At 55.9% G+C, this 21877-nt stretch carries 24 protein-coding genes; 17 read left to right on the forward strand and 7 right to left on the reverse strand.

Going from position 1 to position 21877, the window contains the following annotated elements; translation table 11 throughout:
• The first annotated feature begins 1 nt into the window (after position 1).
• From hflC to rlmB, 6 genes are all read left to right on the forward strand, one after another.
• Entirely contained in the window at positions 2-1006 is a 1005-nt protein-coding gene (gene hflC, locus BMW97_RS16565) for a protease modulator HflC (RefSeq protein ID WP_008502916.1), read from the forward strand.
• A gap of 71 nt (positions 1007-1077) precedes the next feature.
• Positions 1078-1275, forward strand: a complete 198-nt coding sequence (locus tag BMW97_RS16570) for a DUF2065 domain-containing protein (protein WP_003855996.1) — start codon at positions 1078-1080, stop codon at positions 1273-1275.
• A 104-nt stretch (positions 1276-1379) separates the two neighbouring features.
• Complete coding sequence (locus BMW97_RS16575) at positions 1380-2678, forward strand: adenylosuccinate synthase (protein ID WP_006178975.1); 1299 nt, start codon at positions 1380-1382, stop codon at positions 2676-2678.
• Positions 2679-2870: 192 nt separating this feature from the next.
• Positions 2871-3296, forward strand: a complete 426-nt coding sequence (nsrR, locus tag BMW97_RS16580; protein ID WP_010427492.1) for a nitric oxide-sensing transcriptional repressor NsrR — start codon at positions 2871-2873, stop codon at positions 3294-3296.
• 38 nt (positions 3297-3334) lie between these two features.
• Positions 3335-5779 (forward strand): ribonuclease R, encoded by a 2445-nt coding sequence (rnr, locus tag BMW97_RS16585; protein ID WP_045907966.1) that lies wholly within the window; start codon positions 3335-3337, stop codon positions 5777-5779.
• Between the two features lie 66 nt (positions 5780-5845).
• Positions 5846-6577, forward strand: coding sequence for a 23S rRNA (guanosine(2251)-2'-O)-methyltransferase RlmB (gene rlmB, locus BMW97_RS16590; protein ID WP_045907967.1), 732 nt, complete (start codon positions 5846-5848; stop codon positions 6575-6577).
• Positions 6578-6668: 91 nt separating this feature from the next.
• Here rlmB and BMW97_RS16595 read toward each other — a convergent pair whose 3' ends face one another.
• On the reverse strand, positions 6669-7943 hold the full coding sequence (locus BMW97_RS16595; protein WP_045907968.1) for an MFS transporter: 1275 nt from the start codon (positions 7941-7943) through the stop codon (positions 6669-6671).
• Positions 7944-8136: 193 nt separating this feature from the next.
• On the opposite strand from BMW97_RS16595, the gene BMW97_RS16600 reads away from it, so the two are divergent.
• On the forward strand, positions 8137-9759 hold the full coding sequence (locus BMW97_RS16600) for an isovaleryl-CoA dehydrogenase (RefSeq protein ID WP_045907969.1): 1623 nt from the start codon (positions 8137-8139) through the stop codon (positions 9757-9759).
• Here the strand turns inward: BMW97_RS16600 and BMW97_RS16605 are convergent.
• The 3 genes from BMW97_RS16605 to bsmA all read right to left on the reverse strand — a co-directional run bounded on the left by BMW97_RS16605 (position 9756) and on the right by bsmA (position 12612).
• The gene (locus BMW97_RS16605) at positions 9756-11687 is read right to left on the reverse strand and encodes a methyl-accepting chemotaxis protein (RefSeq protein WP_045907970.1); all 1932 of its coding nucleotides are present in this window, start codon (positions 11685-11687) and stop codon (positions 9756-9758) included. The two genes, BMW97_RS16600 and BMW97_RS16605, sit on opposite strands and share 4 nt — an antisense overlap.
• Positions 11688-11858: 171 nt before the next feature.
• Positions 11859-12134 (reverse strand): DUF1471 family protease activator YjfN, encoded by a 276-nt coding sequence (gene yjfN, locus BMW97_RS16610; RefSeq protein ID WP_008502907.1) that lies wholly within the window; start codon positions 12132-12134, stop codon positions 11859-11861.
• Positions 12135-12282: 148 nt separating this feature from the next.
• Positions 12283-12612, reverse strand: coding sequence for a biofilm peroxide resistance protein BsmA (bsmA, locus tag BMW97_RS16615; protein WP_072052249.1), 330 nt, complete (start codon positions 12610-12612; stop codon positions 12283-12285).
• A gap of 137 nt (positions 12613-12749) precedes the next feature.
• Here bsmA and yjfP point away from each other — a divergent pair, with 137 nt between their 5' ends.
• Entirely contained in the window at positions 12750-13472 is a 723-nt protein-coding gene (gene yjfP / locus BMW97_RS16620) for an esterase (protein ID WP_045907972.1), read from the forward strand.
• On the opposite strand, the gene ulaR is transcribed toward yjfP, so the two are convergent.
• Both ulaR and ulaG read right to left on the reverse strand, forming a co-directional pair.
• Complete coding sequence (gene ulaR, locus BMW97_RS16625) at positions 13469-14224, reverse strand: HTH-type transcriptional regulator UlaR (RefSeq protein ID WP_045907973.1); 756 nt, start codon at positions 14222-14224, stop codon at positions 13469-13471. The two genes, yjfP and ulaR, sit on opposite strands and share 4 nt — an antisense overlap.
• Positions 14225-14334: 110 nt before the next feature.
• The gene (ulaG, locus tag BMW97_RS16630; RefSeq protein ID WP_010427455.1) at positions 14335-15399 is read right to left on the reverse strand and encodes an L-ascorbate 6-phosphate lactonase; all 1065 of its coding nucleotides are present in this window, start codon (positions 15397-15399) and stop codon (positions 14335-14337) included.
• A gap of 358 nt (positions 15400-15757) precedes the next feature.
• Between ulaG and ulaA the strand changes: the two genes are divergently transcribed.
• The 6 genes from ulaA to BMW97_RS16660 are packed head-to-tail and all read left to right on the forward strand — an operon-like array spanning position 15758 to position 20165.
• Positions 15758-17158 carry a PTS ascorbate transporter subunit IIC gene (gene ulaA / locus BMW97_RS16635; protein WP_090393003.1) on the forward strand — a complete coding sequence of 467 codons (1401 nt, stop codon included), beginning with the start codon at positions 15758-15760 and terminating at the stop codon, positions 17156-17158.
• Between the two features lie 12 nt (positions 17159-17170).
• Positions 17171-17476: a PTS ascorbate transporter subunit IIB gene (gene ulaB / locus BMW97_RS16640; RefSeq protein ID WP_003856022.1), complete on the forward strand. Its 306-nt coding sequence runs from the start codon at positions 17171-17173 to the stop codon at positions 17474-17476.
• Positions 17477-17485: 9 nt separating this feature from the next.
• On the forward strand, positions 17486-17953 hold the full coding sequence (ulaC, locus tag BMW97_RS16645) for a PTS ascorbate transporter subunit IIA (RefSeq protein ID WP_024907321.1): 468 nt from the start codon (positions 17486-17488) through the stop codon (positions 17951-17953).
• Positions 17954-17965: 12 nt separating this feature from the next.
• Positions 17966-18616 carry a 3-keto-L-gulonate-6-phosphate decarboxylase UlaD gene (ulaD, locus tag BMW97_RS16650; RefSeq protein WP_008502901.1) on the forward strand — a complete coding sequence of 217 codons (651 nt, stop codon included), beginning with the start codon at positions 17966-17968 and terminating at the stop codon, positions 18614-18616.
• Between the two features lie 9 nt (positions 18617-18625).
• Positions 18626-19486 (forward strand): L-ribulose-5-phosphate 3-epimerase, encoded by an 861-nt coding sequence (locus BMW97_RS16655; RefSeq protein WP_045907974.1) that lies wholly within the window; start codon positions 18626-18628, stop codon positions 19484-19486.
• On the forward strand, positions 19479-20165 hold the full coding sequence (locus BMW97_RS16660; protein WP_045907975.1) for an L-ribulose-5-phosphate 4-epimerase: 687 nt from the start codon (positions 19479-19481) through the stop codon (positions 20163-20165). Before BMW97_RS16655 ends, BMW97_RS16660 begins: the two co-directional genes overlap by 8 nt.
• Before the next feature lie 141 nt (positions 20166-20306).
• Here the strand turns inward: BMW97_RS16660 and yjfY are convergent, their stop codons facing one another.
• The gene (gene yjfY / locus BMW97_RS16665) at positions 20307-20582 is read right to left on the reverse strand and encodes a DUF1471 family protein YjfY (protein WP_045907976.1); all 276 of its coding nucleotides are present in this window, start codon (positions 20580-20582) and stop codon (positions 20307-20309) included.
• A gap of 338 nt (positions 20583-20920) precedes the next feature.
• On the opposite strand from yjfY, the gene rpsF reads away from it, so the two are divergent.
• From rpsF to rpsR, 3 genes are read left to right on the forward strand one after another with little or no spacing between them, the layout of a single operon-like run.
• Positions 20921-21316, forward strand: coding sequence for a 30S ribosomal protein S6 (gene rpsF, locus BMW97_RS16670; protein WP_014830397.1), 396 nt, complete (start codon positions 20921-20923; stop codon positions 21314-21316).
• 6 nt (positions 21317-21322) lie between these two features.
• Complete coding sequence (gene priB / locus BMW97_RS16675) at positions 21323-21637, forward strand: primosomal replication protein N (RefSeq protein WP_008502895.1); 315 nt, start codon at positions 21323-21325, stop codon at positions 21635-21637.
• A 4-nt stretch (positions 21638-21641) separates the two neighbouring features.
• Positions 21642-21869: a 30S ribosomal protein S18 gene (gene rpsR / locus BMW97_RS16680; protein WP_000135199.1), complete on the forward strand. Its 228-nt coding sequence runs from the start codon at positions 21642-21644 to the stop codon at positions 21867-21869.
• Positions 21870-21877 lie beyond the last annotated feature (8 nt).

Below are 21877 nucleotides of genomic sequence, written 5' to 3' on the forward strand. Positions count from 1 at the left end.
GATGCGTAAGTCAGTTATTGCGATCATCGTCATCGTACTGGTCGTGCTTTATACCTCGATCTTTGTGGTGAAAGAGGGCGAGCGTGGGATCAAGTTCCAGTTCAGCAGCGTCGTGCGTGATGGCGACAAACGTCCGGTCATTTACGAACCGGGCCTGCACTTCAAGGTGCCGTTCATTCAGTCTGTGAAAACGCTGGATGCGCGTATCCAGACCATGGATAACCAGGCCGACCGTTTCGTGACCAAAGAGAAGAAAGACCTGATCGTTGATTCCTATATCAAATGGCGCATCAGTGATTTCAGCCGTTACTTCCTGGCAACGGGCGGCGGTGACGTTTCTCAGGCGGAAGTGCTGCTGAAACGTAAGTTCTCTGACCGTCTTCGTTCCGAGATTGGTCGTCTGGATGTGAAAGACATCGTGACCGACTCCCGTGGGCGTCTGACCCTGGAAGTTCGCGATGCGCTGAACTCCGGCACCGCGGGCACTGAAGATGAAGTTTCAACGCCAGCAGCTGACGATGCAATTGCTAAAGCGGCTGAACGCGTTCAGGCAGAAACCAACGGTAAAGTGCCGGTGATCAACCCGAACAGTATGGCTGCGCTGGGTATCGAAGTGGTGGACGTGCGTATCAAGCAGATCAACCTGCCGGTGGAAGTGTCCGAGGCGATTTACAACCGTATGCGCGCCGAGCGTGAAGCGGTCGCCCGTCGTCACCGTTCACAGGGCCAGGAAGAGGCGGAGAAGCTGCGTGCTGCTGCGGACTACGAAGTGGCCAAGACGCTGGCGGAATCTGAGCGCCAGGGCCGTATCCTGCGCGGTGAAGGTGATGCGGAAGCCGCGAAACTGTTTGCTGATGCCTTCAGCCAGGATCCTGACTTCTATGCCTTTATCCGTAGCCTGCGTGCTTACGAGAATAGCTTCCAGAGCAACCAGGATGTGATGGTGCTCAGCCCGGACAGCGATTTCTTCCGTTATATGAAGACGCCGACTAACGCAACGCGATAAACTCAGGCTCGTTTGAGTATTCAAACCACCGCTCCCCACGGAGCGGTGGTTTTCTTTTATAAGGAACAAAAATGAATTCAACGATCTGGCTCGCGCTGGCCCTGGTCCTGGTGCTGGAAGGTCTGGGACCGATGCTCTATCCACGCGCCTGGCGTCGAATGATCGCCACCATGAGCCAACTGCCGGATAATATTTTACGTCGTTTTGGCGGCGGTCTTGTGGTTGCGGGCATCGTGATCTACTACATGTTGAGGAAAACGATTGGCTGATCAAAAAGTAGGCGCAATTGGCGTATTTTGAGGTCAAAAAGTGCTGTATATCTGAAAAAGCGATGGTAGAATCCATTTTTAAGCAAACGGTGATTTTGAAAAAAATGGGTAACAACGTCGTCGTACTGGGCACCCAATGGGGTGACGAAGGTAAAGGGAAGATTGTTGATCTTCTGACTGAACGGGCTAAATATGTTGTGCGCTACCAGGGCGGTCACAACGCAGGCCATACTCTCGTAATCAACGGTGAAAAAACCGTCCTCCATCTTATTCCATCAGGCATTCTTCGCGAAAACGTCACCAGCATCATCGGTAACGGCGTTGTGCTGTCTCCAGCGGCGCTGATGAAAGAGATGAAAGGTCTGGAAGACCGTGGTATCCCTGTTCGTGAGCGTCTGCTGCTCTCCGAAGCCTGCCCGCTGATCCTGGATTATCACGTGGCGCTGGACGTTGCGCGTGAAAAAGCGCGTGGCGCGAAAGCGATCGGCACCACCGGTCGTGGTATCGGCCCGGCTTACGAAGATAAAGTTGCACGTCGCGGTCTGCGCGTGGGCGATCTCTTCGACAAAGCGACCTTCGCTGAAAAGCTGAAAGAAGTGATGGAATATCACAACTTCCAGCTGGTGAACTTCTACAAAGCTGACGCTGTTGACTACCAGAAAGTGCTGGATGACGTCATGGCGATTGCAGACATTCTGACCGGTATGGTTGTTGATGTATCCGATCTGCTGGACCAGGCGCGCAAGCGTGGCGATTTCGTCATGTTCGAAGGTGCGCAGGGTACGCTGCTGGACATCGACCACGGTACCTATCCGTACGTAACCTCCTCTAACACCACCGCGGGTGGCGTGGCGACCGGCTCTGGCCTGGGTCCACGTTATGTGGATTACGTTCTGGGTATCATCAAAGCGTACTCCACTCGCGTGGGTGCGGGTCCATTCCCGACCGAACTGTTTGATGAAACCGGCGAGTTCCTGTGCAAGCAGGGTAACGAGTTTGGCGCGACCACCGGTCGTCGTCGTCGTACCGGCTGGCTGGATGCGGTTGCCGTGCGTCGTGCAGTGCAGATCAACTCCCTGTCTGGCTTCTGCCTGACCAAGCTGGATGTACTGGACGGCCTGAAAGAAGTGAAAATCTGCGTAGGCTACCGTATGCCAGATGGCCGCGAAGTGACCACCACTCCGCTGGCTGCTGACGATTGGGAAGGCATTGAGCCAATCTACGAAACCATGCCGGGCTGGTCTGAGACCACTTTCGGTGTGAAAGAGCGTAGCGGCCTGCCGCAGGCGGCGCTGGATTACATCAAGCGTATTGAAGAACTGACCGAAGTGCCGATCGATATTATTTCTACCGGCCCGGATCGTACTGAAACGATGATCCTGCGCGACCCGTTCGACGCATAATCTTCGTGACTGCTGGCCTGCGGGGAGACCCGTAGGCCGGATAAGCGTAGCGCCATCCGGCGACCGCTCCTGGATCTCCGCTTTTTCGCCCCGTCTGTCAAATAAATTAGCCGCTAACTATCTGGCTGGTTTATCATCATTAATGAATATCTCTGCGGTTTGTCCGCGATTTCCCTTTTTCCTGAGGTTGATGTGCAGTTAACAAGTTTCACCGATTACGGCTTACGCGCGCTGATCTACATGGCGTCGTTACCCGATGGGAAAATGACCAGTATCTCTGAAGTCACAGAGGTCTACGGCGTATCCCGTAATCATATGGTCAAAATAATCAATCAACTTAGTCGTGCCGGATACGTTGCTGCCGTCCGCGGGAAGAATGGTGGGATCCGTCTTGGTAAACCGGCACAGAGTATTCGTGTTGGCGATGTGGTACGTGAACTGGAGCCGCTCTCTCTGGTGAACTGCAGCAGCGAGTTCTGCCACATCACGCCCGCTTGCCGCCTGAAACAGGCGCTTTCTAAGGCCGTGCAAAGTTTTCTCATGGAACTGGATAACTACACGCTGGCCGATTTGGTTGAAGAGAATCAACCGCTTTATAAATTATTGCTGGTGGAATGAAGAAAATTTCCACCGGAGCTGACAACGGAGGAACCGACATGTCACACGATCCTTTCCAGGAACGCGAAGCCGAAAAATACGCGAATCCTATCCCCAGCCGCGAGTTCATCATTGAACACTTAACAAAACGCGAAAAACCCGCCAATCGTGAAGAACTTGCTGTTGAATTAAACATTGAAGGTGAAGAGCAAATTGAAGCCCTTCGCCGCCGCCTGCGCGCGATGGAGCGTGACGGGCAACTGGTCTTTACCCGCCGCCAGTGCTACGCGCTGCCAGAACGCCTCGATCTGCTGAAAGGGACCGTCATTGGTCACCGCGATGGCTTCGGCTTCCTGCGCGTGGAAGGCCGTAAAGACGATCTGTATCTCTCATCTGAACAGATGAAAATGTGCATCCACGGCGACCAAATTCTGGCGCAGCCGCTGGGTGCCGACCGTAAAGGCCGCCGCGAAGCGCGTGTCGTGCGCGTGCTGGTGCCAAAAACCAGCCAGATTGTCGGCCGCTACTTTACCGACGCGGGCGTGGGGTTCGTGGTGCCGGACGACAGCCGTCTGAGCTTCGACATCCTGATCCCACCTGAAGAGGTGATGGGTGCCCGCATGGGCTTTGTGGTGGTGGTGGAACTCACCCAGCGCCCAACCCGTCGCACCAAAGCGGTAGGTAAAATCGTCGAAGTGCTGGGCGATAATATGGGCACCGGCATGGCCGTTGATATGGCGCTGCGCACCCACGAAATTCCGTACATCTGGCCGAAAGCGGTTGAAGAGCAGATCGAAAGCCTGCGTGAAGAAGTGCCGGAAGAATCCAAAGTGGGCCGCGTGGATCTCCGCTCCCTGCCGCTGGTCACGATCGACGGTGAAGACGCCCGTGACTTCGATGACGCTGTCTACTGCGAGAAAAAACGCGGCGGCGGCTGGCGTCTGTGGGTAGCGATTGCAGACGTAAGCTACTATGTTCGTCCGCATACCCCGCTGGATAACGAAGCGCGCAGCCGCGGTACCTCGGTCTACTTCCCGTCGCAGGTTGTACCGATGCTGCCGGAAGTGCTCTCTAACGGTCTGTGCTCCCTGAACCCGCAGGTTGACCGCCTCTGTATGGTGTGCGAGATGACCATCTCCAACAAAGGGCGCTTAACCGGCTACAAGTTCTACGAAGCGGTGATGAGTTCGCATGCGCGTCTGACCTATACCAAGGTCTGGCATATGCTGCAGGGCGACCAGGATCTGCGCGAACAGTACGCGCCGCTGGTCAAACACATCGAAGAGCTGCATAACCTCTACAAAACGCTGGATCAGGCGCGCGAAGAGCGCGGCGGGATCTCCTTTGAGAGCGAAGAGGCGAAGTTTATCTTCAACGCTGAGCGCCGCATTGAGCGTATCGAACAGACCCAGCGTAACGATGCGCACAAGCTGATCGAAGAGTGTATGATTCTGGCGAACATCTCGGCGGCACGCTTCGTTGAGAAAGCCAAAGAACCGGCGCTGTTCCGTATTCACGATAAACCGTCGACGGAAGCCATCACCGCGTTCCGCTCCGTGCTGGCCGAACTGGGCCTGGAGCTGCCGGGCGGCAACAAGCCAGAGCCGCGCGATTACGCCGAGCTGCTGGAATCCATTAGCGATCGTCCTGATGCAGAAATGCTGCAGACGATGCTGCTGCGCTCAATGAAGCAGGCGATTTACGATCCGGAGAACCGCGGTCACTTCGGCCTGGCGCTGCAGTCTTACGCCCACTTTACGTCGCCGATCCGTCGTTATCCTGACCTCTCTTTGCACCGTGCGATCAAGTATCTGCTGGCGCAGGAGCAGGGACATAAAGGGAACACCACTGAAACCGGTGGCTACCACTATTCGATGGAAGAGATGCTGCAACTGGGTCAGCACTGCTCCATGACCGAACGCCGTGCCGATGAAGCCACCCGCGACGTGGCGGACTGGCTGAAGTGTGACTTTATGCTGGACCAGGTCGGCAATGTCTTCAAAGGTGTGATTGCCAGCGTGACCGGCTTTGGCTTCTTCGTTCGTCTGGATGAGCTGTTTATCGACGGTCTGGTGCACGTCTCCAGCCTGGATAACGACTACTACCGCTTCGACCAGGTCGGCCAGCGTCTGATCGGCGAATCTGGCGGCCAGACCTATCGTCTGGGCGACCGCGTGGAAGTGAAGGTTGAGGCCGTGAATATGGACGACCGTAAAATCGACTTCAGCCTGATCTCCAGCGAGCGTGCGCCGCGTAACGTCGGCAAAACCGAGCGTGAGAAAGCGAAAAAAGGCGGTAACGGTAAACCGGGCGGCGGTAAACGTCGTCAGGCGGGCAAGAAGGTAAACTTCGAGCCGGACAGCGCGTTCCGCGGCGAGAAGAAACAGAAGCCGAAGGCGGCGAAGAAAGAAGCCCGTTCCGCGAAGAAACCTTCCGCGAAGACACAGAAAATAGCGGCCGCCACCAAAGCGAAGCGCGCGGCTAAGAAAAAGCAGGCGGAGTAAATTCTCCCCTCACCCTGACCCTCTCCCCAACCGGGAGAGGGGAAATACTTATTACGAGAACCATCAATGAGTGAAATGATTTACGGCATCCACGCGGTGCAGGCCCTTCTCGAGCGCGCACCGGAGCGTTTTCAGGAAGTGTTTATTCTGAAAGGGCGTGAAGATAAACGTCTGATGCCGCTGATCCACGCTCTGGAAGCGCAGGGCGTGGTGATCCAGCTGGCGAACCGCCAGTTCCTGGATGAAAAAAGTGACGGGGCGGTGCACCAGGGCATTATTGCTCGCGTGAAGCCAGGCCGTCAGTATCAGGAAAACGATCTGCCGGATCTTATCGCTGAGCTGAAGAATCCATTCTTCCTGATCCTCGATGGCGTTACCGATCCGCACAACCTCGGCGCGTGTCTGCGCAGCGCGGATGCGGCGGGCGTGCATGCGGTGATCGTGCCGAAAGATCGCTCCGCGCAGCTGAACGCGACGGCGAAGAAAGTGGCCTGCGGCGCGGCGGAAAACGTTCCGCTGATCCGCGTGACCAACCTGGCGCGCACCATGCGTCTACTGCAGGAAGAGAACATCTGGATCGTCGGTACCGCCGGTGAAGCGGATCATACACTGTACCAGAGCAAAATGACCGGCCGTCTGGCGCTGGTGATGGGGGCGGAAGGTGAAGGCATGCGTCGTCTGACCCGCGAGCACTGCGACGAGCTGATCAGCATCCCGATGGCGGGCAGCGTGTCCTCCCTGAACGTGTCTGTTGCGACGGGCATTTGCCTGTTTGAAGCGGTGCGTCAGCGAGGGTAGCCTGTTGTGCCGGGTGGCGGCTTCGCCTTACCCGGCCTACAAAGGCACGGTACCGTAGGCCCGGTAAGCGTAGCGCCACCGGGCATTAACCTCACTCCTCTAACGACCGTAAATGGTCATCCTTCCTCAGCGTCATCAGTGCGAAAATACTCACCACCGCCGTTGCCATCACGTAGTACGCCGGAATATCCAGGTTACCCGTCTGCTTAATCAGCCCGGTAATGATTAACCCCGCACAGCCTGAGAAAATCGCGTTCGATAACGAGTAGGCCAGCCCCAGCCCGGTATAGCGTACGCGCGTCGGGAACATCTCAGAGAGCATCGCCGGGCCCGGCCCTGCCAGCATGCCCACCAGGCCGCCCGCAATCAATACCACTATCGCTTTCATCGCCAGCGTGCTGGACTCCGCCTGCAGCAGTTTCAGCAGCGGCAGGGCGAGGATCAGCAGCAGCGCGGTGGCGATAATCATCACCGTGCGACGCCCGATCCTATCGCTCAGGATCCCCGACGGAATGATGGTCAGCGCAAACCCAACGTTCGAAATCACCGCGATCAGCAGCGCCTGGTTAAACCCGGTGTGCAGCGCCGACTGCAGATAGGTCGGCATAATCACCAGGTAGGTGTACCCCGCTGCAGACCAGACCATCACGCGGCCAATCCCCATCACGATGGCCCGGAGCGTGGCGGCAGTATCCGCCTGAGCGACAACCGGTTTGTCCTGCTGCTGCACAAAGCTGGGTGTCTCTTCCATACTGACACGAAGCCACAGCGCAACAACGCCCATGGGCAGCGCCAGGAAGAAAGGAATGCGCCAGCCCCAGTCGTGCAGGGCCTCAGGCGTGAGGAGGGCAGAGAGCAGCGCCACGATACCTGCACCCGCTAACAGCCCCAGCGCTACGGTAAAGGACTGCCACGCGCCATAGAGCCCGCGCTTGCCGCGCGGAGCAAACTCCGTCATCAGCGAGACCGCACCGCCGTACTCGCCCCCCGCGAACAGCCCCTGCAGGATGCGAAGCAGCGTAACGATCAGCGGTGCGGCAATCCCGATGCTGGCGTAGAGCGGCACAATGCCGATGGCGGCTGTGGCCAGCGTCATGAGCACCAGTACAATAATGAGCGTCGGCTTACGGCCAATTCGGTCGCCGATGCGTCCAAACACCACCGCACCCAGCGGACGGAAGAAGAAGGCGATGGCGAATGAGGCGTAGGTGAGGATCAGGCTGGTAAGCCCCGCTTCCCCTTCAAGCTGGAAGAAGTTCTTCGCAATGACGGTCGCCAGAAAACCGTAGACCGCAAACTCATACCACTCGATAAAGTTACCAATGGAGCCGGCAATTAATGCTCGCTTGTGCGCATCCGGTTGCATAACGATCCTCACTGAAAAGGGTAAGAATAAATTATTCAACAAAAGCGAAGGCATGAAATAGTTTATTCTTATGTTCTGTGAGCTATTTCACGAATGATATCAGCGGGATCGTGAACGTGTGACTCCCCTCCCATGCAGCGTATGCGCGGTCTGTCCATACTTATCGTCATTGCCACTGAAGGAGGGAGACAGTATGCACTGGCAGACCCATACCGTTTTCAATCAACCCGCACCACTTTCTAACAGCAACCTTTTCCTCTCGGACTGCGCGCTGCGCGATGCGGTCGCGCGTGAAGGGGCCGAGTGGGATATCGAGCTGCTCGCCAGCATCGGGCAGCAGTTAGGCACCGCAGAGTCGCTGGAGCTGGGCAGGTTGGCGAACGTGAATCCGCCGGAGTTGCTTCGCTATGACGCCACCGGAGAGCGACTGGATGACGTCCGCTTTCATCCGGCATGGCACCTGCTGATGCAGGGGCTGTGTGCCAATCGGGTACATAACCTGGCATGGGAAGAGGAGGCGCGTAAAGGGGCGTTTGTCGCGCGGGCCGCACGCTTTGTGCTTCATGCTCAGGTGGAAGCGGGCACGCTTTGTCCGGTCACCATGACGTTTGCCGCCACGCCGCTTCTGCAGCAGGCGCTTCCCAAAATATTTCACGACTGGCTGACGCCGCTACTCAGCGATCGCTACGATCCGCATCTGGCGCCTGGCGCGCAAAAGCGCGGCCTGCTGATCGGTATGGGGATGACGGAAAAGCAGGGCGGCTCGGACGTGCTGAGCAACACCACCAAAGCGGAAAAATGCGGCGACGGCAGCTACCGGCTGGTGGGGCATAAATGGTTTTTCTCCGTCCCGCAAAGCGATGCGCATCTCGTGCTGGCGCAGGCGAGGGGCGGGTTGTCCTGCTTTTTTGTGCCGCGCTTTTTGCCTGATGGACAGCGCAACGCCGTCCGGCTGGAGCGCCTTAAGGACAAGCTCGGGAACCGCTCCAACGCCAGCAGCGAGGTGGAGTTTCTCGATGCCTCCGGCTGGCTGCTGGGGGAAGAGGGCGAAGGGGTACGGCAGATCCTCAAAATGGGCGGTCTGACGCGCTTTGACTGTGCGCTGGGCAGCCACGGACTCATGCGCCGTGCGTTGTCCGTGGCGCTGTACCACGCGCATCAGCGCCAGACCTTCGGCAAAAATCTTATCGATCAGCCGCTCATGCGCGAAGTGCTAAGCCGGATGGCGCTGGTGCTGGAGGGGCAAACGGCGCTGCTGTTCCGCCTGGCGCGGGCGTGGGATAAACGCGCGGATCCGAAGGAGGCGGCATGGGCGCGGCTGTTTACCCCGGCCGCGAAATTTAGCGTGTGCAAAGCGGGCATCCCGTTTGTGGCTGAAGCGATGGAGGTGCTGGGCGGCGTCGGGTACTGCGAGGAGAGCGAACTTCCCCGCCTGTATCGCGAGATGCCGGTGAACAGCATCTGGGAAGGGTCCGGCAACATCATGTGCCTGGACGTGCTGCGCGTGCTGGCGAAGCAGCCGGGTATTCACGATCTGCTTGCCGATGAGTTTGCACAGGTCAAAGGGCAGGACAGACACTTCGACCGCAGCTGGCGACAGCTTCAGCAAAAACTGCGTAAACCGCAGGAGGCGCAGGGGCGGGAAATTGCGCAGCAGCTTTTCCTGCTGGGTGCCGGGAGCGAAATGCTGCGGCACGCATCGCCCCCGGTGGCGCAGGCGTGGTGCCGCATGATGCTGGATACCCGTGGCGGCACGCTGATGAGCGAGCAGGTGCAAAGTGACCTGCTGCTGCGTGCGACGGGCAGAGTCGGTTAGTCTTTTAGCTGGAACAGACTTACCAGCTGGGCCAGATGTGATCCCTTCTCACGCAGCGTTTGAGCCGTTTGTTCGCTGCGTGAGATACGATCGGCATTAATATGCGACGCTTCGCCAATGTGGGTCATGGCGAGATTCACCTGGCCAATCCCGGCGGACTGCTCGCGTGAAGCATGGTTAATCTCGGTGACCAGCTGGCTGATGTTATCGATATGAATGATGATGTCATCCATCGCCAGGCGCGTCTTTTCAGACAGCGCATGGCCCTCACTCACTTTCCTGAGCGTATCGCCAATCAGCTGTTCAATCTCCTTCACCGCGTTAGCGCTGCGTCCTGCCAGGGCGCGAACTTCCTGCGCGACCACCGCAAACCCTTTCCCATGCTCGCCCGCGCGGGCCGCTTCCACTGCCGCATTCAGCGCCAGGATATTGGTCTGGAAAGCGATAGACTCAATCACGCGCGTGATGTCTTCGATGCGTTTTGACGCTTCGCGAATGTCGTCCATCGTCGACACCGCGTGGGTGACCGTCTCACCGCCCTGATGCACCGCGAGCGAGGTTTCACCCACCAGCTGCTGCGTTTGCTCCATGTTGGCGGCATTTTGCTGCACGGTGGCGGCCAGCTGCTCCATGCTGGCGGAGGTCTCTTCCACGCTGCTGGCCTGCTTGTTGATCTGCTCAGAAATCTCGCCGGTATCGGCGGCCAGCGCGTTGGTGCCCAAATGGATCTCGCCTGCGGCCTCGCGGACCTGCAGGACAATTTTTTGCAGGCCGCCACCGATGCCGTTGATAGCGTCGATCAGCTGGCCGACTTCGTCCTGGCGCGTCACGGGCAGGCTGGAACGGAGATCCCCTGCGGCATATTGCCGGGCAAGATGGATCACATTGCGCAGCGGTCGGGTCAGCACGCGGCGAATAAGGACCACGAACAGACCAGCAAACAGGATAGATAAGACCACGCCGGCCAGCAGGAAGCGATCGCGCATGGCGTTGACGCTTGCGAGCAGCACCGATTTATCCACTTCGCCGACAATAGTCCAGTTCCAGCCTGGCAGCGGGGTATACGCCATTTTAAGCGTGCGGCCGTCGTCGCTTACGCGTTCCAGGGTGCCGGGCTTGTCACCCAGAAGCTGCTGCTGCGTCGCGTCGTCCCACTTCGGCAGCTGTCCCTCTTCACCGGCATGGAACAGGTATTGCCCGCGCGTTTTGCCGTTGCTGCGATCCAGCACGAAGAAGTGACCGCTCTCACCCAGGCGGCGGTTGAGAATTTTCTCGCGCATGACGTTCCAGGAGTGAGTGATGTCCACCCCAACAAAGACGATCGCAATGACCTGTCCTTCGGCGTTTTTTACGGGCTGATACTGGGTGATGTAGCGTTTGCCAAACAGCAGCGCCAGGCCGCGGTAGACTTCACCTTTGTTGACGGCGGCAAAGGCCGGACTGGAAGTATCCAGCACGGTGCCCATTGCCCGCTCGCCATTCTCTTTGCGCAGGGAAGTCGCTACGCGAACAAAGTCGTTTCCGCTGCGTACAAACAGCGTCGAGATGGCTCCCGTACGGTTCAGGAAGTCGTCCGACAGGGTGTTATTTTCATGTAGCCCGGTGTCGCCGCCTTTCAGAAGCGGGACGCTGAGCCCGTTGATCGTCTGGGGTTGGGAAGGATCACTATTCAGTGGCTGCGGTAAAAAGGTAGTAAACAGCCGGGTATAACTCTCCACCTCTTCACTCAGGCTGGTGTTAAACATCTGCACCATGTCGACCATGCCGGTAGACTGATTATGCAGGTCTTCTACCGCAAGGGCTTCAAGCTGCTGGCTGGCTTTTTGACTGAGCAGAAAAGTGAAAAGCAGAAACAGCGTGGCGACACTGACGCCCGTAAGCAGCGACAGCTTCGCCCCCAGGCCTGCACGGCGAAAAACGTTGATCATAAATTGCTCATCATTGAAAAGGTATGGTTCTTCAACGGCAGAGCGGGGATTACGTTTACTGAATTAATGTAACAAAATGTTATTTTGTTGTTATTTATTGGTTTTTGATTAGATAAAAAATTTGCAAAAGCGAAAAGCCACTAAAAATAAGTGGCTTTTATCAGGAGGATATTACACGTAGAGAATGGCCTGTACCCGCCAGTGGTCGATATGGTTATCTTCCTGCATCTGGATGATGCGATACCATGAAGCACCCTGCTCATCGGCCTTTAATGCCACAACGCGTTCAACGTCTTGCGGGCTCCCCGAGATATTATTCACGGAGATCTGGCCAATTTCATTCAGGCCAGTTACACAGTCAGCACTGGCGAATTCTGCTGACTGCGCAGTGGTGCTCACCAGGCCTGCTGAGAGCAACAGAGAGGTCAAAGCAAGAGTTCGTTTCATCGTCAGCTCCATTTCACATATCTCCGGTATCCGCCGGGCAATCCTTCGCGAATAAACTCCCTTCCATTGACGCGGGCATGGAGTTTATTGTGGACAGGAAAATGTCTGTGGACGCAAAGCAGTGTAAATCTCGTTCAAAGGAAAACCATTATTTACGGTACAAAATGGCCTGTGAATACCACTGTCCCGTTATGATGGTTTCGTCGATCATAATGATGACGTAATAATCTGCTTTGGCGGCGACGGCTTGTGCTTTGATTGCCGCTTCTGCGTCATCCGGCGAGCCGCGAACCAGCGCGGAGACGGTGCCCATTCGTTGTAATCCTTCCGTCTGATTACGACGAATCTCCTGTGGATGATCGGCGACCGGTGGAGCGGGTTGCGGCGTTCCCTGCAGCGCGCTACAGCCACTGAGCAGAAACACCAGCACTAAAGCAGCAAACCTGCGCATAACCATATCTCGTTTCCTGATAGCCATAGTGTAGTTGTCTGTGAATTTAGTTTTGGGGGAATGTTCCCGAAGTGTTATCTGGGACGTATATTTCGAATGAAAATGATGTGAAAGCGTAACCCAGTTCTCAACATTATGAATCATACATTCGTACAGGGTCGACAATGATTGAAATTGAAATACGCCAGCTCGGCGACCATGAAATTTTACACGCTATGCCAGCGGGTAAACGTGATAAACCGCTGCCTGTTGTGGTTTTTTATCACGGGTTTACCTCATCGAAGCTGGTTTACAGTTATTTTGCGGTTGCGCTGGCGCAGGCGGGTTTTCGCGTGGTGATGCCGGATGCGCCTGACCACGGCGCCCGCTTTATGGGTAACGAACAGGCGCGTCTTGGGCAGTTCTGGCACATTCTGCACGGGAGCCTGACCGAGTTTGCCGGGTTGCGCGATGCGCTTTATGAGGCAGGGCTGGTGGCAGAGAATCGTCTGGCCGTGGCCGGAGCGTCGATGGGCGGTATGACGGCGCTGGGGATTATGACGCATCATCCGGAAGTGAAGTCGGTCGCCTGCCTGATGGGCTCGGGCTATTTTACGTCGCTGGCGAAGACGCTCTTTCCCCCTCAGGATTTAGCGGAAATCACCGCGACGCTCGAAGAGTGGGACGTGACCCGGGCATTGCCGCGCCTGGCGGATCGCCCGCTGCTGCTGTGGCACGGCGACGCGGATGATGTGGTCCCGCCAGAGGGAACCTTCCGACTACAGCAGGCGTTAATGAATGCAGGCCTGGACGGTAATCTCACCTGTCTGTGGGAAGCGGGCGTCCGCCACCGCATCACGCCCACGGCGCTGGACGCTACGGTGGCGTTTTTCCGCCAGCACCTTTAAACGCGCAGCACTTTTACGCCCTGATCTTCCAGCTTCTGGAGGATCTCAGGGTTGGCGCCTTTGCCGGTGATCACCATGTCGATCTGCTCGGCACGGCTGAACAGCATGCCAGCGCGCTCGCCCACTTTGCTGCTGTCGACCAGCACAACGAGCTTGCCCACAACGTTGAGCATGTTTTGTTCCGCCATCGCGGTCAGCATATCGGTTTTATACAGGCCATCTGCCGTCAGGCCTTTGCCGCTGGTAAACATCCAGTGCCCGGCATAGAGACTGTTTTCGCTGTCCTGAGGGCTAAGGGTGATGGACTGGCTTTTGTTGTACTGCCCGCCCATGATCACCACGCTCTCATGCTCCTGGTCGATCAGATAGTTAGCGAGCGGTAAGTAGTTGGTGATGATTTGCACCGGCTTGCCGCACATTTCACGGCCCAGCAGAAATGCCGTGGAACCGCAGTTGATCACGACGCTCTCACCGGGATTCACCAGCTGCGACGCGGCTCTGGCAATCCGCACTTTTTCATCATGATTTTGCGCCTGATGAATATTCATTGGCGTCCAGCGAGGGCGCTGCTGGCTGATCGCTTCCGCGCCGTTGCGGACCTTTTTCAGCTTGCCGCTTTCATCCAACTTGTTGATATCCCGCCGCGCCGTTGCCGGGGAGATCCCTAAACGTTCGATCACTTTCTCGACGGTGATAAACCCGGTTTGCGCCAGGAGTTCCAGGAGAATTTGATGCCGTTGCGCTTCCGTCATGAGCTATTCCGATAAGAATTGATTTGAAAAGATGATATTTGAAATAGCGTGAAATTACTAAAAGAAATATGACATCGCCAGACATGAAGTCTGGCGATGTGGCTGCACAATCAGAGGAAGGACTTGAACGGCAGGTCTGGCTCAATGGTGAAGCAATCATCGAAACCACGTGGGTAGTGATATTCAAGATTATCTTTGTCCAGCGGCCAGGTGAACTTGCCGCCGACCTGCCAGATGAACGGCTTGAAGCCATACTTCAGGCGGTCTTTTTTCATCTCCCACAGCACGCGGATTTCCTGCGGATCGGCCTGGAAGTTTGACCAGATATCGTGGTGGAACGGAATCACCACTTTGGTATTCAGCGCTTCCGCCATGCGCAGCATGTCGGCGCTGGTCATTTTGTCGGTAATGCCGCGCGGGTTCTCACCGTAGGAGCCCAGCGCCACGTCGATCTGGTGCTCGTTACCGTGCTTCGCGTAGTAGTTGGAGTAGTGAGAGTCGCCGCTGTGGTACAGGGAGCCGCCAGGGGTTTTAAACAGATAGTTAACCGCGCGCTCATCCATACCGTCCGGCAGTACACCTGCGGCTTTCTGATCGGCAGGCAGGGTAATCAGTGCTGTACGGTCAAAGGCATCCAGCGCATGGATTTCAATATCTTTAATTTTCACCACGTCGCCAGGCTTCATCACGATGCAGCGCTCTTTCGGCACGCCCCAGCCAATCCACAGATCCACGCAGGTCTGCGGCCCGATAAACGGCACATCGTCAGCACAGTTTTGCATCACCGCTGCCGCCACGTTCACATCGATATGATCGTTGTGATCGTGAGTGGAGAGCACGGCGTCGATCTGGCGAATGGCAAACGGATCGAGCACAAACGGCGTGGTACGCAGGTTCGGCTGCAGTTTTTCCACGCCCGCCATGCGCTGCATCTGGTGGCCCTTTTTCATCAGCGGGTTGCCGTGGCTCTGCTTGCCGGTGCCGCACCAGAAATCGACGCAGATATTGGCGCCGCCTTCTGATTTCAGCCAGATACCGGTGCAGCCCAGCCACCACATCGCAAAGGTACCAGGAGCAACCTGTTCCTGCTCGATCTCTTCATTCAGCCAGCTGCCCCATTCCGGGAAGGTGCTCAGAATCCATGACTCACGGGTGATGGTGTTCACTTTACTCATCGTTTTGACTCCTGGTTTAATCAAAAATAATCACGAAGTGATTTGTTGTGATTAATGCTGGCACCATTTGACGCGCTTTGCAATGGTAAAAATGCGGATTTTTATCCGTTCAACTTCACAGATTCTCCGCGTCTTACTTGTTATAGTAGTACGCACAACTCATTAATTTGATGAATTATAATGATTAATTTGTTTTCGCAATGCAGTAAAGAAAATCATTATTAACTGCATGGAAATAAATTGCGTGATACGTCACAAATAATCAAATTCAATCTTGTGGTGATTATTTGTGATTAATAGAGTGATGACACCAACCGCACAGGGATTACCCCTCGTGTTCTCATTTCTGGAGAGAGTTATGGAGATCCTCTACAACGTCTTTACCGTGTTCTTTAATCAGGTAATGACCAACGCCCCGCTGCTGCTGGGTATCGTGACGTGTCTGGGCTATATCCTGCTGCGCAAAAGCATCAGCGTGATTATTAAAGGCACCATCAAAACCATTATCGGTTTCATGCTGTTACAGGCGGGGTCTGGCATTCTGACCAGCACCTTTAAGCCGGTCGTCGCCAAAATGTCCGAAGTGTATGGCATCAACGGTGCGATTTCTGACACTTACGCGTCAATGATGGCGACCATCGAGCGCATGGGTGATGCCTATAGCTGGGTGGGGTATGCAGTGCTGCTCGCCCTGGCGCTGAACATCATCTACGTTCTCCTGCGCCGCATTACCGGCATTCGCACCATCATGCTCACCGGACACATCATGTTCCAGCAGGCGGGGCTGATCGCGGTTTCTCTCTATATCTTCGGTTACCCAATGTGGACCACGATTATCTGCACCGCGGTGCTGGTCTCGCTCTACTGGGGTATCACCTCCAACATGATGTACAAGCCGACTCAGGAAGTGACGGACGGCTGCGGTTTCTCCATCGGCCATCAGCAGCAGTTTGCTTCCTGGATTGCCTATAAAGTTGCGCCGTACCTGGGCAAAAAAGAAGAGAGCGTTGAAGACCTCAAGTTGCCTGGCTGGCTGAATATCTTCCACGACAACATCGTTTCGACCGCAATTGTCATGACCATCTTCTTCGGTGCCATTCTGCTCTCCTTCGGTATTGACGTGGTGCAGGCGATGGCAGGCAAAACCCACTGGACGGTTTACATCCTGCAGACCGGTTTCTCCTTCGCGGTGGCGATCTTCATCATCACTCAGGGCGTACGTATGTTCGTCGCCGAACTGTCGGAAGCGTTCAACGGTATCTCCCAGCGCCTGATCCCTGGCGCGGTACTGGCCATCGACTGCGCCGCTATCTATAGCTTCGCGCCAAACGCGGTGGTCTGGGGCTTTATGTGGGGCACTATCGGCCAGCTGATTGCGGTGGGCATTCTGGTCGGCTGCGGCTCCTCAATCCTGATTATTCCAGGCTTTATCCCGATGTTCTTCTCCAACGCCACCATCGGCGTATTCGCTAACCACTTCGGCGGCTGGCGTGCGGCGCTCAAAATCTGCCTGGTGATGGGCATGGTGGAAATCTTCGGCTGCGTGTGGGCGGTCAAGCTCACCGGTATGAGCGCCTGGATGGGTATGGCGGACTGGTCAATTCTGGCACCGCCGATGATGCAGGGCTTTGCCTCCATCGGGCTGGTCTTTATGGCCATCATCATCCTGATTGCTCTGGCTTATATGTTCTTCGCTGGCCGTTCGCTGCGAGCAGAAGAAGACGCGGAAAAACAAACAGCAGAAGTCTCTGCTCATTAAGGAGTTTCGATTATGACCGTACGTATCCTGGCTGTGTGTGGTAATGGGCAAGGCAGCTCCATGATCATGAAGATGAAAGTGGACCAGTTTTTAACCCAGTCCAACATCGACCACACGGTGAACAGCTGCGCAGTGGGTGAATACAAAAGTGAGCTGAACGGCGCGGACATCATCATCGCCTCTACTCATATCGCCGGCGAAATCAGTGTGTCGGGTAATAAATACGTGGTGGGCGTGCGCAACATGCTGTCGCCTGCGGATTTCGGACCAAAACTGCTGGAAGTGATTAAAGAGCACTTCCCACAAGACGTGAAGTAAGGACGCCATATGAAACTACGTGATTCGCTGGCAGAGAATAACTCCATCCTTTTACAGGCTGAGGCCAGCACCTGGCAGGAAGCGGTAAAGCTGAGCGTGGATCTGCTGGTTAAGGCTGACGTTGTCGAGCCGCGTTACTACCAGGCCATTCTGGATGGCGTGGCGCAGCATGGCCCCTATTTTGTGATTGCGCCGGGCCTGGCGATGCCGCATGGCCGCCCGGAAGAGGGCGTCAAGAAAACCGGCTTCGCGCTGGTGACGCTGAAAACGCCGCTGGTGTTTAACCACGAAGATAACGACCCGGTCGACATCCTGATCACCATGGCCGCTGTTGACGCTAACACCCACCAGGAGGTGGGCATCATGCAGATCGTCAATCTGTTTGATGACGAAGCCAATTTCGACCGTTTACGCGCCTGCCGTACCGAGCAGGACGTGCTGGATTTAATTGATAACGCCACAGCGGCGGCTGTTTAAGAGGAATTGAAAATGTCATTACCCATGTTGCAGGTTGCGCTTGATAACCAGACCTTGTCCCACGCTTATGAAACGACCCGTCTGATTGCGGAAGAAGTCGATATCATCGAAGTGGGTACCATTCTCTGCGTGGGCGAGGGCGTTCGCGCCGTTCGCGACCTGAAGGCGCTTTATCCGCACAAAATCGTGCTGGCAGATGCCAAAATAGCCGACGCAGGCAAAATCCTCTCCCGCATGTGCTTCGAAGCCAACGCCGACTGGGTCACCGTCATTTGCTGTGCGGATATCAACACTGCCAAAGGCGCGCTGGACGTGGCAAAAGAGTTTAACGGCGACGTGCAGATTGAGCTGACCGGTTTCTGGACCTGGGAACAGGCCCAGGAGTGGCGTGATGCGGGTATACAACAGGTGGTGTATCACCGCAGCCGCGACGCGCAGGCCGCAGGGGTGGCGTGGGGCGAAGCGGATATCAGCGCGATCAAACGTCTGGCGGATATGGGCTTTAAAGTCACCGTTACCGGCGGTCTGGCACTGGAAGATCTGCCGCTGTTCAAGGGCATTCCGATTCACGTCTTTATTGCCGGTCGCAGCATTCGTGATGCGGCGTCTCCGGTGGAAGCGGCGCGTCAGTTCAAACGCTCAATCGCTCAGCTTTGGGGCTAAGGAGCGGGTATGTTGTCCAAACAGGTCCCGCTTGGCATCTATGAAAAGGCACTCCCTGCGGGGGAGTGCTGGCTGGAGCGGTTACAGCTGGCAAAACAGCTGGGCTTCGATTTTGTCGAAATGTCCGTGGATGAGACGGACGAACGCCTCTCTCGTCTCGACTGGGGCCGTGAACAGCGCCTGGCGCTGGTGAGCGCCATCGCCGAAACGGGGGTACGCGTGCCGTCGATGTGCCTGAGCGCCCACCGCCGGTTCCCTCTCGGGAGCGAAGATGATGCTGTGCGCGCTCAGGGGCTGGAGATCATGCGTAAAGCCATTCGCTTTGCGCAGGACGTGGGTATCCGCGTGATCCAACTGGCGGGTTATGACGTTTATTACCAGGAAGCCAACGATGAAACGCGCCGTCGTTTCCGTGACGGGCTGAAGGAGAGCGTTGAGATGGCCAGCCGTGCGCAGGTCACGCTGGCGATGGAGATCATGGACTACCCGTTGATGAACTCCATCAGCAAGGCGCTGGGCTACGCGCACTATCTGAATAACCCGTGGTTCCAGCTTTATCCTGATATCGGCAACCTGTCGGCATGGGATAACGATGTGCAGATGGAACTGCAGGCAGGTATGGGGCATATCGTGGCGGTGCACGTCAAAGATACCCGTCCTGGCGTGTTTAAAAACGTACCGTTCGGCACCGGGGTGGTGGATTTCGAACGGTGTTTCGAGACGCTCAGGCAGACCGGCTATTGCGGGCCTTATCTGATCGAGATGTGGAGCGAAACGTCGGAAAACCCTGCGGCGGAAGTAGCAAAGGCGCGGGACTGGGTGCGCGAGCGTATGGCGCGCGCGGGATTACTGGAGGCTGAACATGCTTAAGCTTAAACAGCAGGTCTTTGAAGCCAACATGGATCTGCCCCGCTATGGCCTGGTCACCTTCACCTGGGGTAACGTCAGCGCTATCGATCGCGAGCAGGGGCTGATCGTGATTAAGCCTAGCGGTGTGGCGTATGACACCATGAACGCTGACGACATGGTAGTGCTGGATCTTGACGGAAACGTCGTGGAGGGAAAATGGCGTCCCTCTTCAGATACGGCGACCCATCTGGCGCTTTATCGTCGTTATCCCTCACTCGGCGGCGTTGTGCATACCCACTCGACCCATGCCACGGCATGGGCACAGGCGGGGCTGGCGATTCCGGCGCTGGGAACAACGCATGCGGACTACTTCTTTGGCGACATCCCCTGCACGCGCGCATTAACGCAGGCTGAAGTGGAAGGCGAATACGAGCTCAACACCGGGAAGGTTATCATCGAAACGTTGGGTGAAAGCGAACCGCTGCATACGCCGGGTATTGTGGTCTATCAGCATGGCCCGTTCGCCTGGGGAAAAGATGCCCACGACGCCGTTCACAATGCGGTTGTCATGGAGGAGGTGGCACGCATGGCGTGGATTGCCCGCGGCATCAACCCACAGCTTCAGGGGATTGATGATTATCTGATGAATAAGCATTTCATGCGCAAGCACGGCCCGAATGCCTATTACGGGCAGAAGTGAATAAGTGCTCTGGAATACCGAAAAACAGTTGTAACCGGTGGTATTCCGGAGCCATTCACAAAAAAAAGCCCCCGGGCAGGGGGCAACGTCAACTATGGCTATGTTCTCGTTGTTGGCTTTCCTGGTGCTAGCGTTAACGCGTTATCGGTAAATATCTGCACTGGCGTGCATATTGCCGTTGCTGCCGGGCTCACGGATTAACATCACGTGGTAATAGGTTGCGCCCTGTGCATCGGTTTCTTGATTAAGGGCCTGATCTGCTTCACTTTCCGTGGCGAAATTATGATTGATGTAAATGACGCCCAAGCTTTGCACATCATCCATGTTTCTGGCCTGTCGGCTGTCTATCTTGATGGCTGCCATCGCGTTTGCACTGAGCAAAAGCGCTGCCATTAGGGCTAATGCGATTTGTTTCATGATATGCGCTCCACGACTGCGTGCTCTGAGAGGGGGACTCCTTCTTCTGTTCAGGTGATCTCTGATTAAAGTGTAATCATTCCTCCGGCGGGGAAGCGTGACCATTTCTGATGCAGTTGTTCAAAAAAACACCGCTTCCGGGTGTGAGTAATTTTAAATCACCCACTTAGACCCGCTTCGCGCTTTGTGCGAATTATTTGTGCAATCAGCTTGAGTTTCCGGGGGCGCGCAAGTATTATGACGCGTCAATTTTTCAGCCGACCTTTAACACGTTCCTTGCCTCCCCGGGCCTCGGCTGACCCAGACAGGAGGCTGAATAATCCGTAAGGAGCAATTCGATGCGTCATTACGAAATCGTTTTTATGGTCCATCCTGACCAGAGCGAACAGGTTCCGGGTATGATCGAGCGCTACACTGGTGCAATCACTGCAGCAGCGGGCACGATCCACCGTCTGGAAGACTGGGGCCGCCGTCAGCTGGCTTATCCGATCAACAAACTGCACAAAGCTCACTACGTTCTGCTGAACGTTGAAGCGCCGCAGGAAGTGATCGATGAGCTGGAAACTAACTTCCGCTTCAACGATGCCGTTATCCGCAGCATGGTTATGCGTACTAAACACGCAGTTACCGAAGCATCTCCGATGGTTAAAGCGAAAGACGAGCGCCGTGAGCGTCGCGATGATTTCGCAAACGAAACCGCAGATGATTCTGATGCTGGGGATTCTGAAGAGTAATTTCTGATGACCAACCGTCTGGCGTTGTCCGGCATCGTATGCAGGGCTCCCCTTCGAAAGGTCAGTCCATCAGGAATTCCGCATTGCCAGTTCGTGCTTGAGCATCGTTCTGTGCAAGAGGAAGCCGGGTTTCACCGGCAGGCGTGGTGCCAAATGCCCGTTATTATTAGCGGACACGAAAACCAGGCCATTACTCACAGTTTAACGGTCGGTAGTGCAGTAATCGTTCAGGGGTTCATCTCTTGCCACAAGGCAAAGAACGGTCTGAGCAAAATGGTTCTGCATGCCGAGCAGATTGATTTGATAGATTCTGGAGACTAGCCATATGGCACGTTATTTCCGTCGTCGCAAGTTCTGCCGTTTCACCGCGGAAGGCGTTCAAGAGATCGACTATAAAGATATCGCAACGCTGAAAAACTACATCACCGAAAGCGGTAAGATTGTCCCAAGCCGTATCACCGGTACTCGTGCAAAATATCAGCGTCAGCTGGCTCGCGCTATCAAACGCGCTCGCTACCTGTCCCTGCTGCCGTACACTGATCGTCATCAGTAATCGGGCAC

Origin of the sequence: Enterobacter sp. NFIX58, assembly GCF_900110475.1 — a bacterium.
GTDB classification, from domain to species: Bacteria; Pseudomonadota; Gammaproteobacteria; order Enterobacterales; family Enterobacteriaceae; genus Enterobacter; species Enterobacter quasiroggenkampii.